This window comes from Pseudomonas sp. TWR1-1-4 (assembly GCF_049897165.1).
Classification (GTDB): domain Bacteria; phylum Pseudomonadota; class Gammaproteobacteria; order Pseudomonadales; family Pseudomonadaceae; genus Aquipseudomonas; species Aquipseudomonas canadensis.
This window is the reverse complement of record NZ_JAFCVS010000005.1, coordinates 628,949-651,498: the sequence shown is the minus strand read 5'-3', so window position 1 is coordinate 651,498 and position 22,550 is coordinate 628,949. Positions and strand designations below refer to the sequence as shown.

Annotated in this window: 21 protein-coding genes; 14 read left to right on the top strand and 7 right to left on the bottom strand. The window is 56.8% G+C overall.

The window, feature by feature from the left end; genetic code table 11:
• Positions 1 to 46 precede the first annotated feature (46 nt).
• The 4 genes from gyrB to dnaA are packed head-to-tail and all read right to left on the bottom strand — an operon-like array spanning position 47 to position 6,252.
• Positions 47 to 2,464, bottom strand: a complete 2,418-nt coding sequence (gyrB, locus tag ACP7C6_RS18765; protein ID WP_028618589.1) for a DNA topoisomerase (ATP-hydrolyzing) subunit B — start codon at positions 2,462 to 2,464, stop codon at positions 47 to 49.
• Positions 2,465 to 2,468: 4 nt separating this feature from the next.
• Positions 2,469 to 3,572, bottom strand: coding sequence for a DNA replication/repair protein RecF (recF, locus tag ACP7C6_RS18760; protein ID WP_068937310.1), 1,104 nt, complete (start codon positions 3,570 to 3,572; stop codon positions 2,469 to 2,471).
• A gap of 20 nt (positions 3,573 to 3,592) precedes the next feature.
• Positions 3,593 to 4,696: a DNA polymerase III subunit beta gene (gene dnaN, locus ACP7C6_RS18755; RefSeq protein ID WP_010207719.1), complete on the bottom strand. Its 1,104-nt coding sequence runs from the start codon at positions 4,694 to 4,696 to the stop codon at positions 3,593 to 3,595.
• Between the two features lie 38 nt (positions 4,697 to 4,734).
• Complete coding sequence (gene dnaA / locus ACP7C6_RS18750) at positions 4,735 to 6,252, bottom strand: chromosomal replication initiator protein DnaA (RefSeq protein WP_032864428.1); 1,518 nt, start codon at positions 6,250 to 6,252, stop codon at positions 4,735 to 4,737.
• Positions 6,253 to 6,837: 585 nt separating this feature from the next.
• Here dnaA and rpmH point away from each other — a divergent pair.
• From rpmH to mnmE, 5 genes are all read left to right on the top strand, one after another.
• Entirely contained in the window at positions 6,838 to 6,972 is a 135-nt protein-coding gene (gene rpmH / locus ACP7C6_RS18745) for a 50S ribosomal protein L34 (RefSeq protein WP_003213577.1), read from the top strand.
• Positions 6,973 to 6,988: 16 nt separating this feature from the next.
• The gene (rnpA, locus tag ACP7C6_RS18740; RefSeq protein WP_068937760.1) at positions 6,989 to 7,393 is read left to right on the top strand and encodes a ribonuclease P protein component; all 405 of its coding nucleotides are present in this window, start codon (positions 6,989 to 6,991) and stop codon (positions 7,391 to 7,393) included.
• On the top strand, positions 7,386 to 7,631 hold the full coding sequence (gene yidD, locus ACP7C6_RS18735; protein WP_003213574.1) for a membrane protein insertion efficiency factor YidD: 246 nt from the start codon (positions 7,386 to 7,388) through the stop codon (positions 7,629 to 7,631). The genes rnpA and yidD overlap by 8 nt, the downstream gene beginning before the upstream one ends.
• Positions 7,632 to 7,633: 2 nt before the next feature.
• Positions 7,634 to 9,316 (top strand): membrane protein insertase YidC, encoded by a 1,683-nt coding sequence (gene yidC / locus ACP7C6_RS18730; protein WP_068937756.1) that lies wholly within the window; start codon positions 7,634 to 7,636, stop codon positions 9,314 to 9,316.
• A 79-nt stretch (positions 9,317 to 9,395) separates the two neighbouring features.
• Complete coding sequence (gene mnmE / locus ACP7C6_RS18725) at positions 9,396 to 10,766, top strand: tRNA uridine-5-carboxymethylaminomethyl(34) synthesis GTPase MnmE (RefSeq protein WP_426109093.1); 1,371 nt, start codon at positions 9,396 to 9,398, stop codon at positions 10,764 to 10,766.
• A gap of 83 nt (positions 10,767 to 10,849) precedes the next feature.
• Here mnmE and ACP7C6_RS18720 read toward each other — a convergent pair whose 3' ends face one another.
• The 3 genes from ACP7C6_RS18720 to ACP7C6_RS18710 all read right to left on the bottom strand — a co-directional run bounded on the left by ACP7C6_RS18720 (position 10,850) and on the right by ACP7C6_RS18710 (position 14,831).
• Positions 10,850 to 13,288, bottom strand: coding sequence for a TonB-dependent siderophore receptor (locus tag ACP7C6_RS18720; protein WP_426109092.1), 2,439 nt, complete (start codon positions 13,286 to 13,288; stop codon positions 10,850 to 10,852).
• Between the two features lie 92 nt (positions 13,289 to 13,380).
• The gene (locus ACP7C6_RS18715) at positions 13,381 to 14,325 is read right to left on the bottom strand and encodes a FecR domain-containing protein (RefSeq protein WP_426109091.1); all 945 of its coding nucleotides are present in this window, start codon (positions 14,323 to 14,325) and stop codon (positions 13,381 to 13,383) included.
• Positions 14,325 to 14,831, bottom strand: a complete 507-nt coding sequence (locus tag ACP7C6_RS18710; protein WP_426109090.1) for a sigma-70 family RNA polymerase sigma factor — start codon at positions 14,829 to 14,831, stop codon at positions 14,325 to 14,327. The genes ACP7C6_RS18715 and ACP7C6_RS18710 overlap by 1 nt, the downstream gene beginning before the upstream one ends.
• A 565-nt stretch (positions 14,832 to 15,396) precedes the next feature.
• Between ACP7C6_RS18710 and mnmG the strand changes: the two genes are divergently transcribed.
• From mnmG to ACP7C6_RS18665, 9 genes are all read left to right on the top strand, one after another.
• Complete coding sequence (gene mnmG, locus ACP7C6_RS18705) at positions 15,397 to 17,289, top strand: tRNA uridine-5-carboxymethylaminomethyl(34) synthesis enzyme MnmG (RefSeq protein WP_068937761.1); 1,893 nt, start codon at positions 15,397 to 15,399, stop codon at positions 17,287 to 17,289.
• A complete protein-coding gene (gene rsmG, locus ACP7C6_RS18700; protein WP_028618580.1) occupies positions 17,286 to 17,930 on the top strand; it encodes a 16S rRNA (guanine(527)-N(7))-methyltransferase RsmG in 645 nt (214 codons plus the stop codon). Before mnmG ends, rsmG begins: the two co-directional genes overlap by 4 nt.
• A gap of 18 nt (positions 17,931 to 17,948) precedes the next feature.
• Positions 17,949 to 18,746, top strand: coding sequence for a ParA family protein (locus tag ACP7C6_RS18695; RefSeq protein ID WP_016978715.1), 798 nt, complete (start codon positions 17,949 to 17,951; stop codon positions 18,744 to 18,746).
• Between the two features lie 9 nt (positions 18,747 to 18,755).
• On the top strand, positions 18,756 to 19,628 hold the full coding sequence (locus ACP7C6_RS18690; protein ID WP_016970690.1) for a ParB/RepB/Spo0J family partition protein: 873 nt from the start codon (positions 18,756 to 18,758) through the stop codon (positions 19,626 to 19,628).
• A gap of 148 nt (positions 19,629 to 19,776) precedes the next feature.
• On the top strand, positions 19,777 to 20,184 hold the full coding sequence (locus ACP7C6_RS18685; RefSeq protein WP_426109089.1) for a F0F1 ATP synthase subunit I: 408 nt from the start codon (positions 19,777 to 19,779) through the stop codon (positions 20,182 to 20,184).
• A 16-nt stretch (positions 20,185 to 20,200) separates the two neighbouring features.
• Complete coding sequence (atpB, locus tag ACP7C6_RS18680) at positions 20,201 to 21,070, top strand: F0F1 ATP synthase subunit A (RefSeq protein WP_016978714.1); 870 nt, start codon at positions 20,201 to 20,203, stop codon at positions 21,068 to 21,070.
• Positions 21,071 to 21,204: 134 nt separating this feature from the next.
• Positions 21,205 to 21,462 carry a F0F1 ATP synthase subunit C gene (gene atpE / locus ACP7C6_RS18675; protein ID WP_002555987.1) on the top strand — a complete coding sequence of 86 codons (258 nt, stop codon included), beginning with the start codon at positions 21,205 to 21,207 and terminating at the stop codon, positions 21,460 to 21,462.
• 56 nt (positions 21,463 to 21,518) lie between these two features.
• Complete coding sequence (locus ACP7C6_RS18670) at positions 21,519 to 21,989, top strand: F0F1 ATP synthase subunit B (protein WP_008439543.1); 471 nt, start codon at positions 21,519 to 21,521, stop codon at positions 21,987 to 21,989.
• A 12-nt stretch (positions 21,990 to 22,001) separates the two neighbouring features.
• On the top strand, positions 22,002 to 22,538 hold the full coding sequence (locus ACP7C6_RS18665; RefSeq protein WP_028618579.1) for a F0F1 ATP synthase subunit delta: 537 nt from the start codon (positions 22,002 to 22,004) through the stop codon (positions 22,536 to 22,538).
• Positions 22,539 to 22,550 lie beyond the last annotated feature (12 nt).

Genomic DNA, 22,550 nt, shown 5'->3' with positions numbered 1-22,550 from the left:
CCAACGTCTAAACGTTGGCCTTTTTAATATGACGGGCTTACCGGGATCAGAAGTCCAGGTTAGAAACCGCCAAGGCATTACTCTCGATGAAGTCACGACGAGGCTCGACCGCATCACCCATCAGGGTGTTGAAGATCTGGTCCGCGCCAATGGCGTCTTCGATGGTCACGCGCAGCATGCGACGCTGAGCCGGGTCCATGGTGGTTTCCCACAGCTGATCCGGGTTCATTTCACCCAGACCTTTGTAGCGCTGGATGGTGTGGCGCTTGGTGCTTTCCGCCATCAGCCAGTCAAGGGCTTCCTTGAATTCCTTGACCTGCTTCTTGCGCTCGCCCCGCTGAATATAAGCGCCGTCGTCCAACAAGGTGCTCAGTTGAGCGCCCAGGGTCACCACGGTCTTGTAGTCATTGCTGCCAAAGAAATCGCGGTTGAAGGTGACATAGTTCGACAGGCCGTGGGAGATCAGTTCGACCTCTGGCAGCCACACGTTACGTTCACGGTCTTCACGCAGACTGGCTTTGTACACAAGGCCAGACTTCTCGACAGTACGCAGGCGCACTTCGTACTGAGCCAGCCAATCCTGCATCGCTGCGTGATCGCCCAACTGTTCCAGGCTGACGGCCGGCAGGTAGATGAAATGCTCTGTCAACTCCTGAGGGTACAGGCGCGACAGACGCTTGAGGGTCTTCATCACCATGCGGAAGTCGTTAACCAGACGCTCCAGCGCCTCACCGGAGATGCCGGGCGCTTCGTCGTTCAAGTGCAGGCTGGCATCTTCAAGGGCCGACTGCGTCATGTACTCTTCCATGGCGTCGTCGTCTTTGATGTATTGCTCTTGCTTGCCCTTTTTCACTTTGTACAACGGCGGCTGAGCGATGTAGATGTAGCCACGCTCGATCAGCTCCGGCAACTGACGGAAGAAGAAGGTCAGCAGCAGGGTACGGATGTGCGAACCGTCGACGTCAGCATCGGTCATGATGATGATGTTGTGGTAGCGCAGCTTGTCGATGTTGTACTCGTCGCGACCGATACCGCAACCCAAAGCCGTGATCAAGGTGCCAACTTCCTGGGAAGAAATCATCTTGTCGAAGCGAGCCTTCTCGACGTTGAGGATCTTACCTTTCAACGGCAGGATGGCCTGGGTGCGACGGTTACGACCCTGCTTGGCGGAACCGCCAGCAGAATCACCTTCCACCAGGTACAGTTCGGAGAGGGCAGGGTCCTTCTCCTGGCAGTCAGCCAGTTTGCCTGGCAAGCCGGCGATATCCAGCGCGCCTTTACGGCGAGTCATTTCACGGGCTTTACGCGCTGCTTCACGGGCACGCGCAGCGTCGATCATCTTGCCTACGACCAGCTTGGCTTCGTTCGGGTTCTCCAGCAGGAAGTCGGAGAAGTACTTGCCCATTTCCTGTTCAACGGCAGTCTTCACTTCGGAAGACACCAGCTTGTCTTTGGTCTGGGAGCTGAACTTAGGATCCGGCACTTTTACCGAGATAATCGCGGTCAGGCCTTCACGTGCATCGTCACCAGTGGTGGCGACTTTGTGCTTTTTGGCCAAGCCTTCGGCTTCGATATAAGTGTTCAGGTTACGCGTCAGTGCGGAACGGAAACCCACCAGGTGCGTACCGCCGTCGCGCTGAGGAATGTTGTTGGTGAAGCACAACAGGTTCTCGTTGAAGCTGTCGTTCCATTGCAGGGCGATTTCCACACCGATGCCGTCTTCACGCTGGATGTTGAAGTGGAACACCTGGTTGACCGCAGTCTTGTTGGTGTTCAGGTATTCAACGAACGCACGCAGGCCGCCTTCGTACTTGAACAGCTCTTCCTTGCCGCTGCGCTCATCCTTGAGGACGATGCCCACACCGGAGTTCAAGAAGGACAGTTCACGAATACGCTTGGCCAGGATGTCCCAGCTGAAGTGGATATTCTTGAAGGTTTCAGCCGATGGCTTGAAGTGGATCTGTGTACCGGTGGTTTCACTGTCGCCGACGATTTTCATCGGCTCTTGTGGGACGCCGTGAACGTAAGTCTGTTCCCAGATCTTGCCGCTGCGGCGAACAGTCAGGATCAGCTCTTCGGACAGTGCGTTCACTACCGAAACGCCCACACCGTGCAAACCGCCGGATACTTTATAGGAGTTGTCGTCGAACTTACCGCCGGCGTGGAGCACGGTCATAATGACCTCTGCTGCCGAAACGCCTTCTTCTTTGTGCACGTCTACCGGAATACCGCGACCGTTGTCGCGCACGGTAATCGACTCATCCGGGTGGATGATGATGCTGATGTCGTCGCAGTGACCGGCCAGAGCTTCGTCGATGGAGTTGTCGACCACCTCGAACACCATGTGGTGCAGACCGCTACCGTCATCAGTGTCGCCAATGTACATACCGGGACGTTTGCGTACGGCATCCAAACCTTTCAGCACTTTAATGCTGGTCGAGTCGTACGTGTTTTCTTCGCTCATGCCTTCACTCCCGATGGTCGTGGGTCTGGGTGATACGGCCTTGTTCCACGTGGAACAAAGCGACTGGCGTTTCCGTCTGCCAGCCTTCCCTCAATAATTCGTGGTCTACACAGGTGATAAACACCTGGCAGCGTAATTCTTCCAACAAGCGGCATAGCGCGCGGCGGTGTTGCTCGTCGAGTTCTGACGGCAAGTCATCCACCAGATAAATACACTGTCCGCGTCGGGCCTGGCTAACCAGATGGCCCTGGGCGATACGCAGCGCACACACCACCAACTTCTGCTGGCCACGGGACAAGATGTCCGCAGCATTGTGAGCGCCTAATCTAAGACGCAAATCAGCCCGTTGGGGGCCGGCCTGGGTATGGCCAATTTGCTGATCCCGCTGCAAGGACGCCGCGAGCACAGCACTCAGCTCACGTTCTTTATCCCAACCACGGTAGTAACTCAGCGTCAGCCCCTCAAGATCCAACAACTCACTCAAGGTCTGTTCAAAGACTGGTTTCAAGGCTTTGATATAGGCACGGCGGTATTCATCTATTTCGTCGCTGGCCAGGCACAGCTCCCGGTCCCAGGCCGCTTGAGAAGCGGCGTCAAGTGTACCATGCCGCAGCCATGAGTTCCGCTGCCGCAGGGCCTTCTGCAGGCGCTGCCAAGTGGCCATGAAACGCGGTTCCACGTGGAACACTCCCCAATCGAGGAATTGCCTGCGGATTTTTGGAGCACCTTCCAGCAGACGAAAACTGTCAGGGTTGATCAATTGCAGCGGCAGGATCTCTGCCAACTGCGCAGCACTGCGTGCATTTTGACCGTCAATGCGAATCTGGAACTCTCCGCCGCGATCACGGGATATCCCCAGGCTGCTATGCCCACCTTCAGCGAGTTCGACTTGGCCAAACACGGTGCACGCCAATTGCTCGTACTGAATCACTGGTAACAAGCGAGCGCTGCGAAAGGATCGGGCGAGGCCCAGCAGATGAATGGCTTCCAGCACGCTGGTTTTGCCACTGCCGTTGGCGCCGTGGAGGATATTGATGCGGGGGGAGGGGGAGAAGGTCACCGGGTGCAGATTGCGCACCGCGGTGACCGAGACGCGACTGAGGGACATCTAGCTTCTGCTGAGCATGATTACAGGCGCATCGGCATGACAACGTACGCCGAGTCGTCGTTGTCGGATTCCTGCACCAGGGCGCTGCTGTTGGAGTCCGACAGAATCAGGCGAACCTGTTCAGTGGTCATAACACCCAATACGTCCAACAGGTAGCTCACGTTGAAGCCGATCTCCAGCGAACCGCCGTTGTAGTCGACGCCCACTTCTTCTTCCGCCTCTTCCTGCTCCGGGTTGTTCGCCTGGATCTTCAACTGACCGTTGGCCAGTTGCAGGCGGATACCACGGTACTTTTCGTTGGACAGAATCGCGGTACGGCTAAACGCTTCGCGCAGTGCCTGACGATCACCGAGAACCAGCTTGTCGCCACCTTTAGGCAGCACACGCTCGTAATCCGGGAATTTGCCGTCAACCAGCTTGGAGGTGAAGGTAAACTCACCAGTGGTCGCGCGAATATGGTGTTGACCCAACACAATGCTGACGTTGCCTTCCGGCTCGGTAAGCAGGCGCGCCAGTTCAAGGATACCTTTGCGCGGCACGATCACCTGGTGACGGTCCGGCTGACCGATATCGGCGCGCATCGAGCACATGGCCAGGCGGTGACCGTCGGTGGCCACGGCGCGGATAATGCCTTCCGACACTTCCAGCAGCATGCCGTTGAGGTAGTAACGCACGTCTTGCTGGGCCATGGCGAAGCTGGTGCGTTCGATCAAACGACGCAGCTTGCTCTGCTCTAGGCTGCAGGTCAGCGAGCCCGGGCCTTCTTCAACGGTCGGGAAATCATTCGCCGGCAACGTGGACAGGGTGAAACGGCTGCGGCCGGCCTTGACCACCAACTTCGCTTCATCAACTTTGATGTCGATCAGCGCGTCGTTCGGCAGGCTCTTGCAGATGTCCATCAGCTTGCGCGCCGGTACGGTGATCTCGCCCGGCTCGGCAGGCTCTTCCAGCTGCACACGACCGACCAGTTCGACTTCCAAGTCAGTACCGGTCAAGGACAACTGCTGGCCTTCGACTACCAGCAATACGTTGGAAAGCACCGGCAAGGTCTGTCGGCGCTCGACGACGCCTGCGACCAGTTGCAGGGGTTTCAACAGGGCTTCGCGTTGAATGGTGAAATGCATGGTCTAGTCCCTTGCCTTAATAAGCTGCGCTGGTGTCTTCAAGTGGTCAGTGTACGCAGCAGGTTCTTGTAGTCCTCGCGAATATCCGCGTCGGATTCCTTAAGTTCGTTGATCTTGCGGCACGCGTGCAAGACCGTGGTGTGGTCGCGCCCGCCAAACACATCACCGATTTCCGGCAGGCTGTGGTTAGTCAGCTCTTTGGAGAGCGCCATGGCCACCTGCCGAGGACGTGCCACCGAGCGCGAACGGCGCTTGGACAGCAGGTCGGAAATCTTGATCTTGTAGTACTCGGCCACGGTGCGCTGGATGTTATCCACACTCACCAGTTTGTCCTGCAGTGCCAGCAAGTCCTTCAGGGATTCACGAATCAGCTCGATGGTGATGTCGCGGCCCATGAAGTGAGAGTGTGCGATGACCCGCTTGAGCGCGCCTTCCAACTCACGCACGTTGGAGCGGATGCGTTGAGCGATGAAAAACGCCGCATCGTGGGGCAAGTCGACCTTGGCCTGGTCGGCTTTTTTCATCAGGATCGCAACGCGGGTTTCCAGCTCCGGCGGCTCTACCGCAACCGTCAGGCCCCAGCCGAAGCGGGATTTCAGACGTTCTTCGAGGCCTTCGATTTCTTTCGGGTAACGGTCACTGGTCAAGATGACCTGCTGGCCACCTTCAAGCAGCGCGTTGAACGTGTGGAAGAACTCTTCCTGGGAACGCTCTTTGCGGGCAAAGAATTGAATGTCATCGATCAACAACGCGTCTACCGAGCGGTAGAACCGCTTGAACTCGTTGATGGCGTTGAGCTGCAAGGCCTTGACCATGTCAGCTACGAAGCGCTCCGAGTGCAAGTACACGACCTTGGCATTCGGGTTCTTCTTTAATAGGTGGTTACCCACAGCGTGCATCAAGTGAGTCTTACCCAAGCCAACACCGCCATAAAGGAAGAGCGGGTTGTAACCGTGCTTGGGGTTGTCGGCGACCTGCCAGGCGGCAGCGCGAGCCAGCTGGTTGGACTTACCTTCGACGAAGTTCTCGAAGGTAAAGGTGCGGTTCAGGTAGCTGGTGTGCTTGAGCGCGCCTTCGACCTGCACAGTGCGCTGTTCGGCGCGAACTGGGGCTTGTTGGGAGGCGGCGCCTGCCATAGGGTCGAAGCTGTCGCGGGATGGCTCTTCATTCTCTGGAGCGCTTTTTTGCGCAGAGGATTTGGAGGGCGCCGGTGCAGGCGCGGGCGCACTGACAGCAGGTGCTGTCGCTGCCTGGGCTTGGGACGCAGCCGCGGCCAGTGGCGCATTCGGCGCAGCGCGAGGCGCCGAGCTACGTTTGCTGCCTATTAATAAGGAGAGCACGGGCGCGAGGCCGTTGCCATGTTCATCGAGCAATTCGAGAACGCGGCTCAGGTACTTCTCATTGACCCAGTCGAGAACAAAACGATTGGGCGCGTAGACACGCAACTCGTCGCCTTCGGCTTCGACCTGTAGCGGACGGATCCAGGTGTTGAATTGCTGGGCAGGCAGCTCTTCGCGCAAAAGCTCCACGCACTGCTGCCAAAGTTCCACTGACACGGATATCCCCTAAGTTGAAAGCCGGTGAGGCAAAAACAGCCGCCATTGTAGCGGCGAGCCGCCCACTTATCCACATGTAGGTTGATCAGAGGCCAGCCAAAATCAACGTCTTAACAGCAATAAAGGCGACCAATGGTCTGTGCATAAGCTCTGTGGATAAGCGCCCTTGAGGTCGTTGTACAAGTGGGGTCGAAAGTCTGTGGGTAACTGGCCTGTGGATAACAAGCCATTCCACCCACAGCTTATCCGACAGCGCAGCACAGGCAGAGCACCGTTTCTCCCCCGTGTTGTCATTCTCTGTACAGCACGTAGAATATGGCCTTAAGGCAGTTATCCACAGATGATTGACTGCCTAGCTTTTATAAGCTTTACAGAAAAGCTTTAAATAACTTCCTTCTTTATTTTTATATCTAAGCCATGACCGGTGGAAGCCTGGCGGATAGAAATGACCGGATGGCCTGTGGAGATCTAATTAAAGGAAAAGCTGGTTGGAAATTGACCTAGAGGCTTGCTTTCACTAGAATCGCCGGTCTCTTAAAACGGGGGCCATTCCGGCCCGTTGTGGACGAACCAGGTAACAACGCCATGAAACGTACTTTCCAACCAAGCACCATCAAACGCGCCCGCACCCACGGCTTCCGTGCTCGCATGGCTACCAAGAACGGCCGTGCTGTCCTGTCGCGTCGCCGCGCCAAAGGTCGTGCGCGTCTGGCAGTTTGATAATCCGGTACTGGTGGTGAGTCAGGACTTCAGTCGGGAAAAGCGTCTGCTAACCCCCCGGCATTTCAAGGCAGTCTTTGACTCCCCCACCGGCAAGGTTCCGGGGAAAAATCTCCTGCTCCTTGCGCGTAACAACGATCTTGATCACCCCCGTCTCGGGTTGGTGATCGGCAAGAAGAGCGTAAAGCTCTCCGTTGAGCGCAATCGCCTCAAGCGTCTGATGCGCGAATCGTTTCGCCTCCACCAGGACACTCTGGTTGGTTGGGATATTGTTATCGTCGCGCGCAAAGGCTTGGGTGATGTAGAAAACCCCGAATTGATTCAGCATTTCGGCAAGCTCTGGAAACGTCTGGCGCGTACCAACAAACCAGCTCCAGCGGCCAACACCGAAACTGTAGGGGTAGACAGCACCGATGCGTAAACTGGCCCTCGTTCCGATCCAGTTTTATCGCTATGCCATTAGTCCTCTGATGGCCAACCACTGTCGTTTCTACCCCAGTTGTTCCTGCTACGCGTTAGAGGCCATAGAAAATCATGGTCTTCTGCGCGGTGGCTGGCTGACCTTTCGTCGTTTAGGTCGCTGTCATCCGTGGAATCCCGGTGGTTATGACCCGGTTCCACCTATCCCTACCTCCCGTTCTTCTTCGATGGCCGAGTAATCATGGATATTAAACGCACGATCCTGATCGTCGCCCTGGCAATCGTGTCCTACGTCATGGTTCTTAAGTGGAACCAGGACTACGGCCAAGCTGCCCTGCCGACTCAGAATGTTGCTACCAATCAGGCTGCGCCGGCTATTCCGGACACCCCGCTGGGTAACAATGCGTCCGCGAGTGCCGATGTTCCCAGCGCGAATGGCGAGACAAGCGCCCCTTTAGAAACGCCAGTGGTCACCAATAAAGACCTCATCCACGTAAAAACGGATGTGCTCGACCTGGCTATCGACCCACAAGGTGGTGATATCGCGCAGTTGAAACTGCCGCTGTATCCACGTCGCCAAGACCATCCGGATGTTCCGTTCCAACTGTTCGATAACGGTGGTGAACGTACTTATCTGGCGCAAAGTGGCCTGACCGGCACCAATGGTCCGGATGCTCGTGCTACCGGTCGTCCGGTTTATTCGACCGAACAGAAGACTTATCAACTGGCTGATGGCCAGAACCAGTTGAACGTTGACCTGAAATTCAGCCTCGACGGCGTCAACTACATCAAGCGTTTCAGCTTTACCCGTGGTCTGTACGACTTGAAGGTCACTTACCTGATCGACAACGAAAGCGACAAACCATGGAGCGGCAACCTGTTTGCCCAGCTCAAGCGTGATGCCAGTTCCGATCCTTCTTCCAGCACCGCCACCGGCACCGCGACTTATCTGGGCGCCGCCCTGTGGACAAGTAGCGAACCGTATAAAAAAGTGTCGATGAAAGATATCGACAAGGGCTCGCTGAAAGAAACCGTCCAAGGTGGTTGGGTAGCCTGGCTGCAACACTACTTTGTGACCGCCTGGATCCCGAGCAAGGGCGACGCGAACCTGGTTCAAACCCGCAAGGACAGCCAAGGCAACTACATCATTGGCTTCACTGGCCCGGCGTTGACCGTCGCGCCAGGCGCCAAGGCTGAAACCAGCGCCACGTTGTACGCCGGCCCGAAAAGCCAGGCTGTGCTGAAGGAGTTGTCCCCAGGTCTGGAACTGACTGTGGATTACGGCTTCCTGTGGTTCATCGCCCAGCCGATTTTCTGGTTGCTGCAACATATCCACAGCATTGTAGGTAACTGGGGCTTCTCGATCATCTTCCTGACCATGCTGATCAAGGGGATCTTCTTCCCTCTGTCGGCAGCCAGCTACAAGTCGATGGCGCGCATGCGTGCCGTGGCCCCGAAACTGGCGGCGCTGAAAGAGCAGCATGGCGATGACCGGCAGAAAATGTCGCAGGCCATGATGGAGCTGTACAAGAAAGAGAAGATCAACCCGCTGGGTGGATGCTTGCCGATTCTGGTGCAGATGCCGGTATTCTTGTCGCTGTACTGGGTACTCCTGGAAAGCGTGGAAATGCGTCAGGCTCCGTTCATGCTGTGGATAACTGACCTGTCGATCAAAGACCCGTTCTTTATCCTGCCGATCATCATGGGCGCGACCATGTTTATCCAGCAGCGTTTGAACCCGACTCCGCCGGATCCGATGCAGGCCAAGGTAATGAAAATGATGCCAATCATCTTCACCTTCTTCTTCCTGTGGTTCCCTGCTGGTCTGGTGCTGTACTGGGTGGTCAACAACGTGTTGTCGATCTCTCAACAGTGGTACATCACACGTAAAATCGAAGCGGCTACCGCAAAAGCCTCTGCGTAATTTACTCTGTGGATAACCACTCAAGACGCCCCCTAGTGGGGCGTTTTGCTTTCCGTCATTTTAGTTCTGGAACCTGCTGATGAGCGCTCCTCGTGAAACCATCGCTGCTGTCGCTACCGCTCAAGGTCGCGGTGGTGTCGGTATCGTTAGAATTTCCGGGCCGCTCGCAAGCGTTGCAGCCAAGGCTATCAGCGGCCGCGAGTTGAAGCCGCGGTATGCCCATTACGGCCCGTTCCTGGATGCAGATGAAACGGTGCTGGACGAAGGCTTGGCTCTTTATTTCCCAGGGCCCAATTCCTTTACTGGGGAAGATGTCCTGGAATTGCAGGGCCACGGCGGCCCGGTTGTGCTGGATATGTTGCTGCAGCGTTGCCTGCAACTGGGCTGCCGTCTGGCCAGGCCTGGGGAATTCAGCGAACGCGCCTTTCTCAACGAAAAGCTCGACCTGGCCCAGGCTGAGGCCATTGCTGATTTGATCGAAGCCAGTTCTGCACAGGCTGCACGCAACGCACTGCGCTCGCTGCAGGGCGCGTTCTCGCTACGTGTGCATAACCTGACCGAACAACTGATCAGCCTACGCATATACGTCGAGGCGGCGATTGATTTTCCCGAGGAAGAAATCGATTTCCTCGCCGATGGCCATGTATTGGCGATGCTCGATAAGGTCCGTGATGAGTTATCCACAGTGCTGCGTGAAGCCGGGCAGGGTGCGCTGCTGCGTGACGGCATGACGGTGGTGATTGCTGGACGGCCCAATGCAGGCAAATCCAGTCTGTTGAATGCGCTGGCGGGGCGTGAGGCCGCCATCGTCACTGAGATCGCCGGCACCACCCGGGATATCCTGCGCGAACATATCCACATCGACGGCATGCCATTGCACGTGGTCGACACCGCCGGCTTGCGCGACACCGATGACCAAGTGGAAAAGATCGGCGTGGAACGCGCGCTCAAGGCCATCGGCGAAGCGGATCGAGTTCTGCTGGTGGTGGATGCGACGGCGCCCGAGGCTGTGGATCCTTTCGCGTTGTGGCCGGAGTTCCTTGAGCAACGGCCGGACCCAGCGAAGGTCACCTTGATTCGTAACAAAGCCGACCTGACGGGTGAAGCCATTGCGATGGAAACCAGCGCGGATGGTCACGTCACGATCAGCCTGAGCGCCAAGTCGGCGGGTGAAGGCCTGGAACTGCTGCGCGAGCACCTTAAGGCCTGTATGGGCTACGAGCAGACCTCGGAAAGTAGCTTCAGTGCGCGCCGTAGGCACCTGGAGGCGTTGCGCCACGCGAGCGCAGCGTTGGAGCACGGCCGGGCACAGTTGACCTTAGCAGGGGCAGGGGAGCTGCTGGCAGAGGATCTCCGTCAGGCGCAGCAGCTGTTGGGAGAGATAACCGGTGCATTCAGCTCCGATGATTTGTTGGGCCGGATCTTCTCCAGCTTCTGCATCGGTAAATAAAAAAGTTATCCACAGACCCTGCAGGCATTGGCTTGGCAGCGATAGCGGCCTGAAGAACACCACATTCTTCAGGCGCTCACCCATCACCAGTTGTACGAAACCGTCCCAAGCAGGGTGCGGCTATCCCCCCAATAGCAGCGGCCTGCATCGTTGCAACCAGATACATATTCCTTGTCGAACAGGTTCTTGGCGTTCACATCCACAGACCAATGTTTGTCGATTTGATAGCCAACGGCTGCGTCCACCAAGGTGACGCTTCCTGCATCCAACTTCCCGTATAGCGATGGCGCGGTGTAGGAAAAGGTGCTGTCGAAATAACGCACACCGCCGCCCAACGACAAACCTTTGAGTTGGCCATCAAGGAAGCGGTACTTGCCCCATACCGAAGCCTGGTTGCGTGGAACCCCCGTCATCTGGTGCCCTTCGACCAGCGATGTAGCCGAATCCTTGGTAATCCGAGCGTCAGTGTAGGTGTAAGCGGCCGTCACATTCAGGTTGGGCGTGATGTTGCTGTTCACCTCGACTTCCGCACCTTTGGCCCGGCTTTCGCCCACCTGGCGATAGCTGTTGGTGGTGGCGTCGAGGTAGGTGTCGTCTTCCTTGCGCAGGTCATACACCGAGAGGGTCATCGCCGTATCCCAGCCGATCGGCTCGTACTTCACACCCACTTCGTACTGACTACTGGTAATCGGCTTCAGCGGTGACCCGGCATTGGAGATCTGCTGCACCGGCACAAATGCGGTGGAGTAGCTGACGTACGGCGTCAGGCCGTTGTCGAACTGGTACATCACCCCGCCTTGGTAGGTGAACTTGCGATCTTCCGAGCCGGTGTTACTGGCCTTGTTGACCTTGTCGCGGAAATCGCTGTCGACCCAATCCTGACGGCCACCCAGCAAGAACAGCCAGTGGTCGTACTTGCTCTGGATCTGTGCATAAACGCCCTTCATCTGCTGCTCGAGCAAGGTGTTTTGCACTGCCACCGGCGTAAGCGGATCACGCAGATACACCGGGTTATACACATTGATGGTGCCGGCGAAACCGGCGTCCCAATCCTGATTGAACGAAGTGCGGTCATAGCTGGCACCCAACAGCACCGTATTTTCCAGACCGCCCACCTGGAATTTGCCTTCCAACTGGTTATCCAGGGAATACACCATCGACTTGTTATAGCGGTCATAGGCGGTCATGTTCAGTTGCGTACCAAACCCGCGGTTATTCAGGGCGCTGGGCCAGGTTTCATGGCGGTTGATGCGCGACTGCATATACCGCGAGTTCTGGCGGAACTGCCAATCGTCGTTGAAGCTGTGGCTGAATTCGTAACCGGTGCTCCAGGCTTCACGTTCAAAAGTGTTCCAGTCCGGGTCGCCGAGCATGGTGTGCTTGGACAGCTTGCCATTGGGATTTGTCAGCAAGGTGCCGGCGGCCGGTAGGCCAAGTTCGAGATTGGTGTGGTCCTTTTGATAATTAGCCAACAGGGTAAGGGTGTTGTAGTCGTCGAAATTCAGGGTCAGTGATGGCGCGATGTACAGGCGATCATCTGGCACATGGTCGGTCTGCGTGTCGGATTTGCGACCGAGCATCACAACTCGGCCAAGAATATTGTCGCTGTCATTGAGCGGCCCCGAGATATCCACACCCAGCTGACGCCGATTATTCGAGCCATACCCCAGCTGGACCTCACCTTGCGGCGTGGCTGTCGGGTGCTTGCTCACCAGGTTCACCAAACCGCCAGGTGCGTTTTCGCCGTAGAGCAGGGAAGAGGGGCCACGGAAGATTTCGACGCGCTCCAGGCCATACGGCTCACTGGTGGTGTCATACCGATTGCCCTGTACACGTAGGCCATCTCGCAGCAAACCGTAGCCGTAATCGGTGGCATTGAAACCACGAATGAAGAACAGGTCACCAGCCAGACCGTCGCCGGCAGCAAAGGGTGGCGCAAAGATACCTGGCACGTAGCCCAACACTTCCGTCAGGGTCTGTGACTTCTGGTCCTTGATGCGCTGACCGGTGACTACGGATACCGAACGCGGCGTTTCTGACAGAGGCGTACTGGTCTTGGTACCGACGCGGCTGTTTTGTGCCTTGTAGCCCACATCCCCGGCGATCTCCTGGTTGAACCCGTCCTGTTGATAAGTGCTGACCGTGGTGGGCGCAAGCGTGAGCTGCCCACCAGGAATGGCCTGCAGGACATAGCTGTCGGGCGCCTGGGCTACCGCTTGTAAACCCGAGTTCTGCAGCAACAGCGCGAAGCCTTGCTCTACCGAATAGTCGCCTTCAATCCCGGTCGAGTTCAAACGCGCAGTTTGCTGGGGCGAGAAAGATAGAATCACATTCGCCCGAGCGGCAAATTGGCTCAACGCATTGTCCAGGGGGCCCGCCGCAATAGCGTAGTGCTGCACCGCGCTGGCGGCCAGGACATCAGTGGATAACAAAATACCGCCGGTGGCTGCCGTGCCGAGTAGCAGGCTGCACGTCATACCGTGGTAGGAAAGTCGCTGGCGGAGCTTGGAAGGGAGGCGCATAAGTGGATAAGCCCTGAAGGTGGCGTCGTGATTACCTGTAGGGCCGTGTCAGGTCAAAAAAAGATAACCCCTTGTGCGGATATTTTTTGCAATCAGCCGATTCGTTTCACTGAAACCCAATAGCGGGTGAAATACTTCACCTGGATCGGCAGGGTTGCCTGCAGATTGGCCAGTACCGCATCGGTGGAATCCAGGCGGAACGTCCCGGAGACACGCAGGCGTGCCGACGCCAAGTCGCATTGCAGGACACCCGGGCGGTAGCGGGCGAGGTCTTCGATCACATCCCCGAGGCGAGCATCCAATACGATCAACTGACCATCGACCCACGCCGCTTGTGAGCCGCGGTAAGCGTGGTTAAGCCCCACGTGTTGGCGATCGAAGTCAGCGCTTTCACCGGCACTGAGTAGCCGCGCGTGATTGGGTTGGTCACCAGGCGCTACGCTCACCCGATCCTCGAGGACGCCGACACGTGTGGAGTCTGGCAACTGGCGCACGGTGAAGGTGGTGCCCAAGGCCTGGATTCGGCCTTGGCGGGTCTCGACATAAAAGGGCGTCTGGCCGCCCCGCTTGCCGGTGTGGATAAGTACTTCACCTTCACGCAGGCGAATCAAACGCTGGCGCCCATCGAATACCACGTCAATTGCCGTACGGGTGTTCAGATCAATCCGCGTACCGTCAGCCAGCTCGATACGCCGGCGCTCACCCACGGACGTCCGGTAGTCGGCCCATACATTGCCCAGGGGCGTGTGTTGCTGGACATTCCAGCCGAGGTAACCGGTACCGCCCAGCACCAGCATCCACTTCAACACCTGGCGCCGTTGCTGGCTGGTCGACAAGGCCCGGCGGGTGAAATCCTGGGGCAGGGCGCCGAGACTGCGCTGCAACTGCTCCATCTGGTTCCACGCGGCCTGATGGGACGGATCGCCGTTGAGCCATTGTTGCCAGGCTTGGCGCTCGGCGGCGGTAGGGGTTTGGGATTGAAACTGCACATACCAATTGGCAGCGGCCTCGAAGGTCTTGCGATCAGGCGCCGCCATTACAAGCTGGCCATGATCAATGCGCATTCGGTCAATGCACGGATCATGTGCTTCTTCACCGTGGTCAGTGAAACCTGAAGCTGATCGGCAATCTGTTGATAAGTCAGGCCCTCGATCTGCGACAGCATGAATATCCGCCGTGCTCGCTCGCCGAGTGCCGACAAGGCTTTATCCACAGCTACCAACGTATCGATGATGATGGCTCTGTCTTCTTCGCTGATGGCTAGGGTTTCAGGCCGTTCGGCCAAGGTTTGCTTATAGGCCTGTTCGATGGCATGTCGACGGTAGCGATCAATCACCAACCCCCTGGCAATGGTCGCCAAATAGTCTCGCGGTTCAACGATCTGCGCCGCATGCCGCCCGCCCAGGATGCGCACGAACGTGTCGTGCGCCACATCGGCCGCATCGCAGGCGTTATGCAACCTCCCTTTGAGCCACCCGTGCAGCCAGGAATGGTGCTGCTCATAGATGTTCTGGACCGCAGCCGTGTGTGAAGAAGGGGACATAGGGCAAGACAATGTAGGTTAATGATAATCGCTATTATTAACTGCCCTGTCGTTTTCTCACAATAGATCTCTTTTTTTGCTGTGCTCACCACCGATTGGAGGTTTCAGTTGACGTTGTCGTGGACTGAATACGGACAGCTTCACCGATTTCTGTGGATTAAGCCCTGTGAATAACCGCCTCTGTGCCCAGTTGATAACAGGGCCTGAAACCTGAGTAAAAACCCGCCTGTGGATAAGCACCTGTTTAATCCACAGGCTTAAAGCACTTATCCAAGCCTCTCATTGGCACATGACCACAGACTTTTGAATCGCTGTACACAATGTAAACAAAGGACTGCAGAGATCTATCCACAGAAAGGTGGCTACATAGAAATAAACATAAAAACAAAGATTTAATAAATTTCTCTCTTTTAATTTCTATTGTCTGTGATTCATCCACAGCTGGTTAAATTTTGTGCAAAGGGTTCTTTAGGAAGGGCTAAGTCCCTATACTTGCCGCCAAAGCTCTAAAACTCTTTCAACAGACAATTCCTGATTACCTACATAAGCAGGCACGAGGTGCGTGGTGGATTTCCCTTCCCGTTTTGAAGTGATCGTCATCGGCGGCGGTCATGCCGGTACCGAGGCAGCACTGGCGTCAGCACGCATGGGCGTAAAAACCCTGTTGTTAACGCATAACGTGGAAACCCTCGGAGCAATGAGTTGCAACCCCGCCATTGGTGGGATCGGCAAAAGCCATTTGGTCAAGGAAATCGATGCCCTTGGCGGCGTGATGGCCATGGCTACCGATAAGGGTGGTATTCAATTTCGTGTGCTCAACAGCCGCAAAGGCCCAGCCGTACGGGCTACCCGGGCTCAAGCCGACCGCATCCTGTACAAGGCTGCTGTGCGCGAAACCCTGGAAAACCAACCGAACCTGTGGATATTTCAGCAAGCCGCGGATGACCTGATCGTCGAACAAGACCAGGTACGCGGGGTTGTCACGCAAATGGGCCTGCGTTTCTTCGCGGAATCCGTGGTGTTGACCACCGGCACATTCCTCGGCGGACTTATCCACATTGGTATGCAGAACTATTCCGGCGGTCGTGCCGGTGATCCGCCGTCGATTGCTTTGGCAAAACGCCTGCGTGAATTGCCGCTGCGTGTCGGCCGCCTGAAAACCGGGACCCCGCCGCGTATCGACGGGCGTTCTGTGGACTTCTCGGTGATGACCGAACAGGCCGGCGATACGCCGATCCCAGTCATGTCGTTCATGGGTTCCAAAGAACAGCACCCGAAACAGGTAAGCTGCTGGATCACCCACACCAATGCCCGCACCCACGAAATCATTGCTGCGAACCTCGATCGTTCGCCGATGTACTCCGGTGTGATCGAAGGGATCGGCCCGCGTTATTGCCCGTCGATCGAAGACAAGATCCACCGCTTTGCCGACAAGGAAAGCCATCAGGTCTTCATCGAGCCCGAAGGCTTGACCACTCATGAGCTGTACCCGAACGGCATTTCCACTTCCCTGCCGTTCGACGTGCAAATCCAGATCGTGCAATCGATCCGCGGCATGGAAAACGCACACATCGTGCGTCCGGGCTACGCCATCGAATACGACTATTTCGACCCGCGCGACCTGAAGTACAGCCTGGAAACCAAAGTGATTGGCGGTCTGTTCTTCGCTGGCCAAATCAACGGAACCACCGGTTATGAAGAAGCCGGCGCCCAAGGTTTGCTGGCCGGGACCAACGCAGCATTGCGTGCGCAAGGCAAAGACAGCTGGTGCCCGCGTCGCGATGAAGCGTACATCGGTGTATTGGTCGACGACCTGATTACTTTGGGGACCCAGGAACCGTACCGGATGTTCACCTCTCGGGCGGAATACCGTTTGATCCTGCGCGAAGACAACGCCGACCTGCGCCTGACCGAAAAAGGACGTGAACTTGGCCTGGTCGATGATGTGCGTTGGGAAGCCTTCTGCAAAAAACGCGAAAGCATTGCATTGGAAGAACAGCGCCTGAAAAGCACCTGGGTTCGGCCGGGGACTGAACAAGGCGACGCGATCGCTGAAAAATTCGGCACGCCGCTGACCCACGAGTACAACTTGCTCAACCTGCTGTCCCGTCCGGAAATCGACTACGCTGGTCTGGTCGAAGTGACCGGCCAGGGCGCGGAAGATCCACAGGTCGCCGAGCAGGTCGAAATCAAGACCAAATACGCCGGTTACATTGACCGCCAACAGGACGAGATCGCTCGCCTGCGCGCCAGTGAAGACACCAAGTTGCCTGTGGATATCGACTACACCGGGATTTCCGGCTTGTCGAAAGAAATCCAAAGCAAGCTGGGGATAACTCGCCCCGAGACATTGGGCCAGGCTTCACGTATTCCCGGCGTCACCCCAGCAGCCATTTCGCTGTTGATGATTCATTTGAAAAAACGCGGCGCGGGCCGTCAGTTGGAGCAAAGCGCTTGAGTTCGTTGGTCACCTCGCAACACGCAGAAGAGTTATCCACAGGCGCACGCCAGTTGGGCGTCGACCTGACCGAAACCCAGCACGAGCTGCTGTTGGGGTATTTGGCGTTGTTGATCAAATGGAACAAGGCTTACAACCTGACCGCAGTGCGTGATCCCGACGAAATGGTGTCCCGTCACCTGCTCGACAGCTTGAGCGTGATGCCATTCATCGAAAACGGCCGCTGGCTTGACGTTGGCAGTGGCGGCGGCATGCCTGGTATTCCGTTGGCCATCCTGTTTCCCGAGTCCCAAGTGACCTGCCTGGACAGCAACGGCAAGAAAACCCGTTTCCTGACCCAGGTCAAACTCGAACTCAAGCTGGATAACCTGCAAGTTATCCACAGTCGCGTCGAAGCCTTTACGCCTGAACAGCCTTTCAACGGAATTGTTTCCAGGGCCTTCAGCAGCATGGAGAACTTCAGCAACTGGACCCGCCACCTCGGCGACCGCGATACCCGCTGGCTGGCAATGAAGGGCGTCCATCCAAGCGATGAGCTGTTAGCATTGCCGGCAGACTTCCACCTCGATAGCGAACACGCCTTGGCTGTACCCGGTTGCCAAGGCCAACGCCATCTGCTGATACTGCGCCGCACGGCATGATTGGGAACACAAGCAAGAATGGCTAAGGTATTCGCGATAGCGAACCAGAAAGGTGGCGTGGGCAAAACCACCACCTGCATCAACCTCGCAGCATCCCTGGTCGCCACCAAGCGCCGGGTGCTGTTGATCGATCTCGATCCACAGGGCAACGCCACCATGGGTAGCGGTGTGGATAAACACGGCCTGGAAAACTCGGTCTACGACTTGCTGATTGGCGAGTGCGACCTGGCCCAGGCCATGCACTACTCCGAACACGGCGGTTATCAACTGCTGCCGGCCAACCGCGATTTGACCGCGGCGGAAGTGGTGCTGCTGGAAATGCAGATGAAGGAAAGCCGTCTGCGTAGCGCCTTGGCGCCGATCCGCGAGAATTACGACTACATTTTGATCGACTGCCCGCCGTCACTGTCGATGCTCACGCTGAACGCGTTGGTGGCAGCTGATGGGGTGATTATCCCCATGCAGTGCGAGTACTACGCACTGGAAGGCTTGAGCGACCTTGTGGATAACATCAAGCGTATCGCTGAGTTGCTCAACCCGAACCTGCAGATCGAAGGCTTGCTGCGGACCATGTTCGATCCGCGCCTGAGCCTGATGAACGATGTGTCGGCGCAGCTCAAGGAACATTTCGGTGATCAGCTTTACGACACGGTGATCCCGCGCAACATCCGTCTGGCCGAAGCGCCAAGTTACGGCATGCCCGCGCTGGCGTACGACAAGTCATCCCGTGGTGCCATTGCCTACCTGGCCCTGGCCGGCGAGATGGTTCGTCGCCAACGCCGCAACTCACGCACCGCTGCAGCCCAGCCAACTTAAGGAATCCCCATGGCCGTCAAGAAACGAGGTCTCGGACGTGGACTGGATGCACTGTTGAGTGGTCCGACCGTCACATCGCTTGAAGAACAAGCGGTGCAGGCCGACGAGCGCGAGTTGCAGCACCTGCCGCTGGACCTGATCCAGCGCGGCAAATACCAGCCACGCCGGGACATGGACCCCCAGGCACTGGAAGAACTGGCCAATTCGATCAAGGCCCAGGGCGTGATGCAGCCAATCGTGGTACGCCCGATTGGCGGCGGCCGCTTTGAAATCATCGCCGGTGAGCGCCGCTGGCGCGCCAGCCAGCAGGCCGGCAAGGAAACCATCCCGGCGATGGTGCGCGATGTACCGGATGAAACCGCCATCGCCATGGCGTTGATCGAGAACATCCAGCGCGAAGACCTCAACCCGATCGAAGAAGCGATCGCGTTGCAGCGTTTGCAACAGGAATTCCAGCTGACCCAGCAACAGGTGGCCGAGGCGGTGGGTAAATCCCGCGTAACCGTGTCCAACTTGCTGCGTTTGATTGCGCTGCCGGAAGTCATCAAGACCATGTTGTCCCACGGCGACCTGGAAATGGGTCACGCCCGTGCTTTGCTCGGTTTGCCGGAAAATCAACAGGTTGAAGGGGCGCGACACGTTGTCGCACGGGGGCTCACCGTTCGCCAGACCGAGGCGTTGGTTCGCCAGTGGCTCAGCGGCAAACCTGCACCGGTCGAAACGGCTAAACCTGATCCGGATATCGCCCGTCTCGAGCAGCGCCTGGCCGAGCGCCTGGGCTCTGCGGTGCAAATTCGCCACGGCAAGAAAGGCAAAGGGCAATTGGTCATCGGTTATAACTCGCTTGATGAGCTCCAGGGCGTCCTTGCCCACATCCGCTGAAACATTTGCTTATGTAGCGTGTGATCGGAAATCACTACCCGACAGTTGAATAGGGGCAGAACCGCCCCTATACTCTGCGCGCATTTTGTCGGCACAAATTATGCCAAGTTATTGATTTCCGGCAGCCGACCATTGAGGAGCAAGAGTGATGGAAACCCGCACGCCAAACACGTTGCCGTTCCATCGCTTGGCCGTTTTTCCGGTTTTATTGGGTCAATTTGTCATTTTGCTGATCGCCGCGTTGGCGCTTTGGTATTGGCATGGAGTCGTTGCCGGATATTCAGGACTCTGCGGAGGCCTGATAGCCTTGCTGCCCAATATGTATTTTGCTCACAGGGCCTTTCGGTTTTCCGGCGCCCGAGCAGCCCAGGCTATCGTCCGGTCATTTTATGCCGGCGAGGCAGGGAAACTGATTTTGACGGCAGTGCTGTTTGCACTGACCTTTGCAGGTGTGAAGCCATTGGCGCCGCTGGCTGTATTCGGCGTCTTCGTGTTGATCCAACTGGTCAGCTGGTTCGCTCCCCTGCTAATGAAAACAAGACTTTCGAAACCTTAGGGCGTTTGAGGCAACCATGGCAGAAACAACCGCTTCGGGCTATATCCAGCACCACTTGCAGAACCTGACCTTCGGTCAGCTTCCTAATGGCGGCTGGGGCTTTGCCCACTCCGCAGCAGAGGCCAAAGAAATGGGCTTCTGGGCTTTCCACCTGGATACTCTGGGCTGGTCGGTCGCATTGGGTCTGATCTTCGTCTTCATTTTCCGCATGGCGGCAAAGAAGGCGACTTCCGGTCAGCCAGGTGCTTTGCAGAACTTCGTTGAAGTACTGGTCGAATTCGTCGATGGCAGCGTGAAAGACAGCTTCCATGGCCGTAGCCCGGTGATCGCACCGCTGGCACTGACCATCTTCGTCTGGGTGTTCCTGATGAACGCCGTCGACCTGATCCCGGTTGACTGGATTCCTCAGCTGGCCATGGCGATCAGCGGCGACCCGCACATTCCATTCCGTGCCGTATCGACCACTGACCCGAACGCTACCCTGGGCATGGCCCTGTCGGTCTTCGCGTTGATCATTTTCTACAGCATCAAGATCAAGGGCATCGGCGGCTTCATCGGCGAACTGACCCTGCACCCGTTCGGCAGCAAGAACATCTTCGTTCAAGCCCTGCTGATCCCGGTGAACTTCCTGCTGGAATTCGTGACCCTGATCGCCAAGCCGATTTCCCTGGCTCTGCGACTGTTCGGCAACATGTATGCCGGCGAGCTGGTATTCATTCTGATCGCTGTGATGTTCGGCAGCGGCCTGCTCTGGCTTAGCGGCCTGGGCATTGTTCTGCAGTGGGCGTGGGCTGTGTTCCACATCCTGATCATCACCCTGCAGGCCTTCATCTTCATGATGCTGACCATCGTCTACCTGTCGATGGCGCACGAAGAGAACCATTAAGACCAGTCTCGACTAGTCTGATGTCCTTCCCGGTCAAACGGGAAGGTAGGCCCTACCGGGCTATGAAACGATTTGTTTTACCGCTTTAAAATCTAAAAAACCTAAACCATACGACGTAAAAGTCGGGAGGAAAGATGGAAACTGTAGTTGGTCTAACCGCTATCGCTGTTGCACTGTTGATCGGCCTGGGCGCCCTGGGTACTGCCATTGGTTTCGGCCTGCTGGGCGGCAAGTTCCTGGAAGGCGCAGCGCGTCAGCCAGAAATGGTTCCAATGCTGCAAGTTAAAATGTTCATCGTCGCCGGCCTGCTCGACGCCGTGACCATGATCGGTGTTGGTATCGCTCTGTTCTTCACCTTCGCGAACCCTTTCGTTGGTCAACTCGCCGGTTAATCACTCGTCTTTTCGAGTGATTGGTGTGTTGTGCAACGAATGAGCGAGGTATTGGCGTGAACATTAATGCAACCATTATTGGTCAGTCCTTAGCGTTCTTGATTTTTGTCGTTTTCTGCATGAAGTTCGTATGGCCTCCGGTCATCGCAGCTCTGCACGAACGTCAGAAGAAGATCGCGGATGGGCTGGACGCTGCAGCACGAGCAGCTCGCGACCTGGAGTTGGCCCAAGATAAAGCGGGTCAACAACTGCGCGAAGCGAAAGCTCAAGCAGCCGAAATCATTGAGCAAGCCAAGAAACGCGGTAACCAGATCGTTGAAGAGGCTGTTGAAAAAGCCCGTATCGACGCTGACCGTGTGAAGGTTCAGGCTCAGGCCGAGATCGAGCAGGAACTGAACGGTGTCAAAGATGCGCTGCGTGCCCAACTGGGTGCTCTGGCCGTCGGCGGTGCTGAGAAGATCCTGGGTGCCACAATCGATCAAAACGCGCACGCGGAGCTGGTAAACAAACTGGCTGCTGAAATTTAAGCGAGGGCGATCATGGCAGAATTGACCACGTTGGCCCGACCTTACGCTAAGGCAGCCTTCGAGCACGCCCAGGCCCACCAGCAGCTGGCCTCTTGGTCAGCCATGCTCGGCCTGGCTGCAGCAGTGTCGCAAGACGACACAATGCAGAGCGTGCTCAAGGCCCCGCGACTGACGAGCGCAGACAAGGCCGCCACTTTTATTGAAGTGTGCGGCGACAAGTTTGATGTGAAAGTGCAGAACTTCATCCACGTCGTTGCCGAAAACGACCGTCTCCTGCTTCTGCCGGAGATTGCCGCTCTGTTCGACCTGTACAAGGCCGAGCAAGAGAAGTCGGTAGACGTTGAAGTGACCAGTGCTTTTGCATTGAACCAAGAACAGCAAGACAAACTCGCCAAGGTTCTCAGTGCACGACTCGACCGGGAAGTGCGCCTGCAAGTTGCGGAAGACAAGTCCCTCATTGGGGGCATTGTCATTCGCGCCGGCGACCTGGTTATCGATGGCTCGATTCGCGGCAAACTCGCGAATCTTGCCGAAGCATTGAAATCTTGAGTTTGAAGGGGC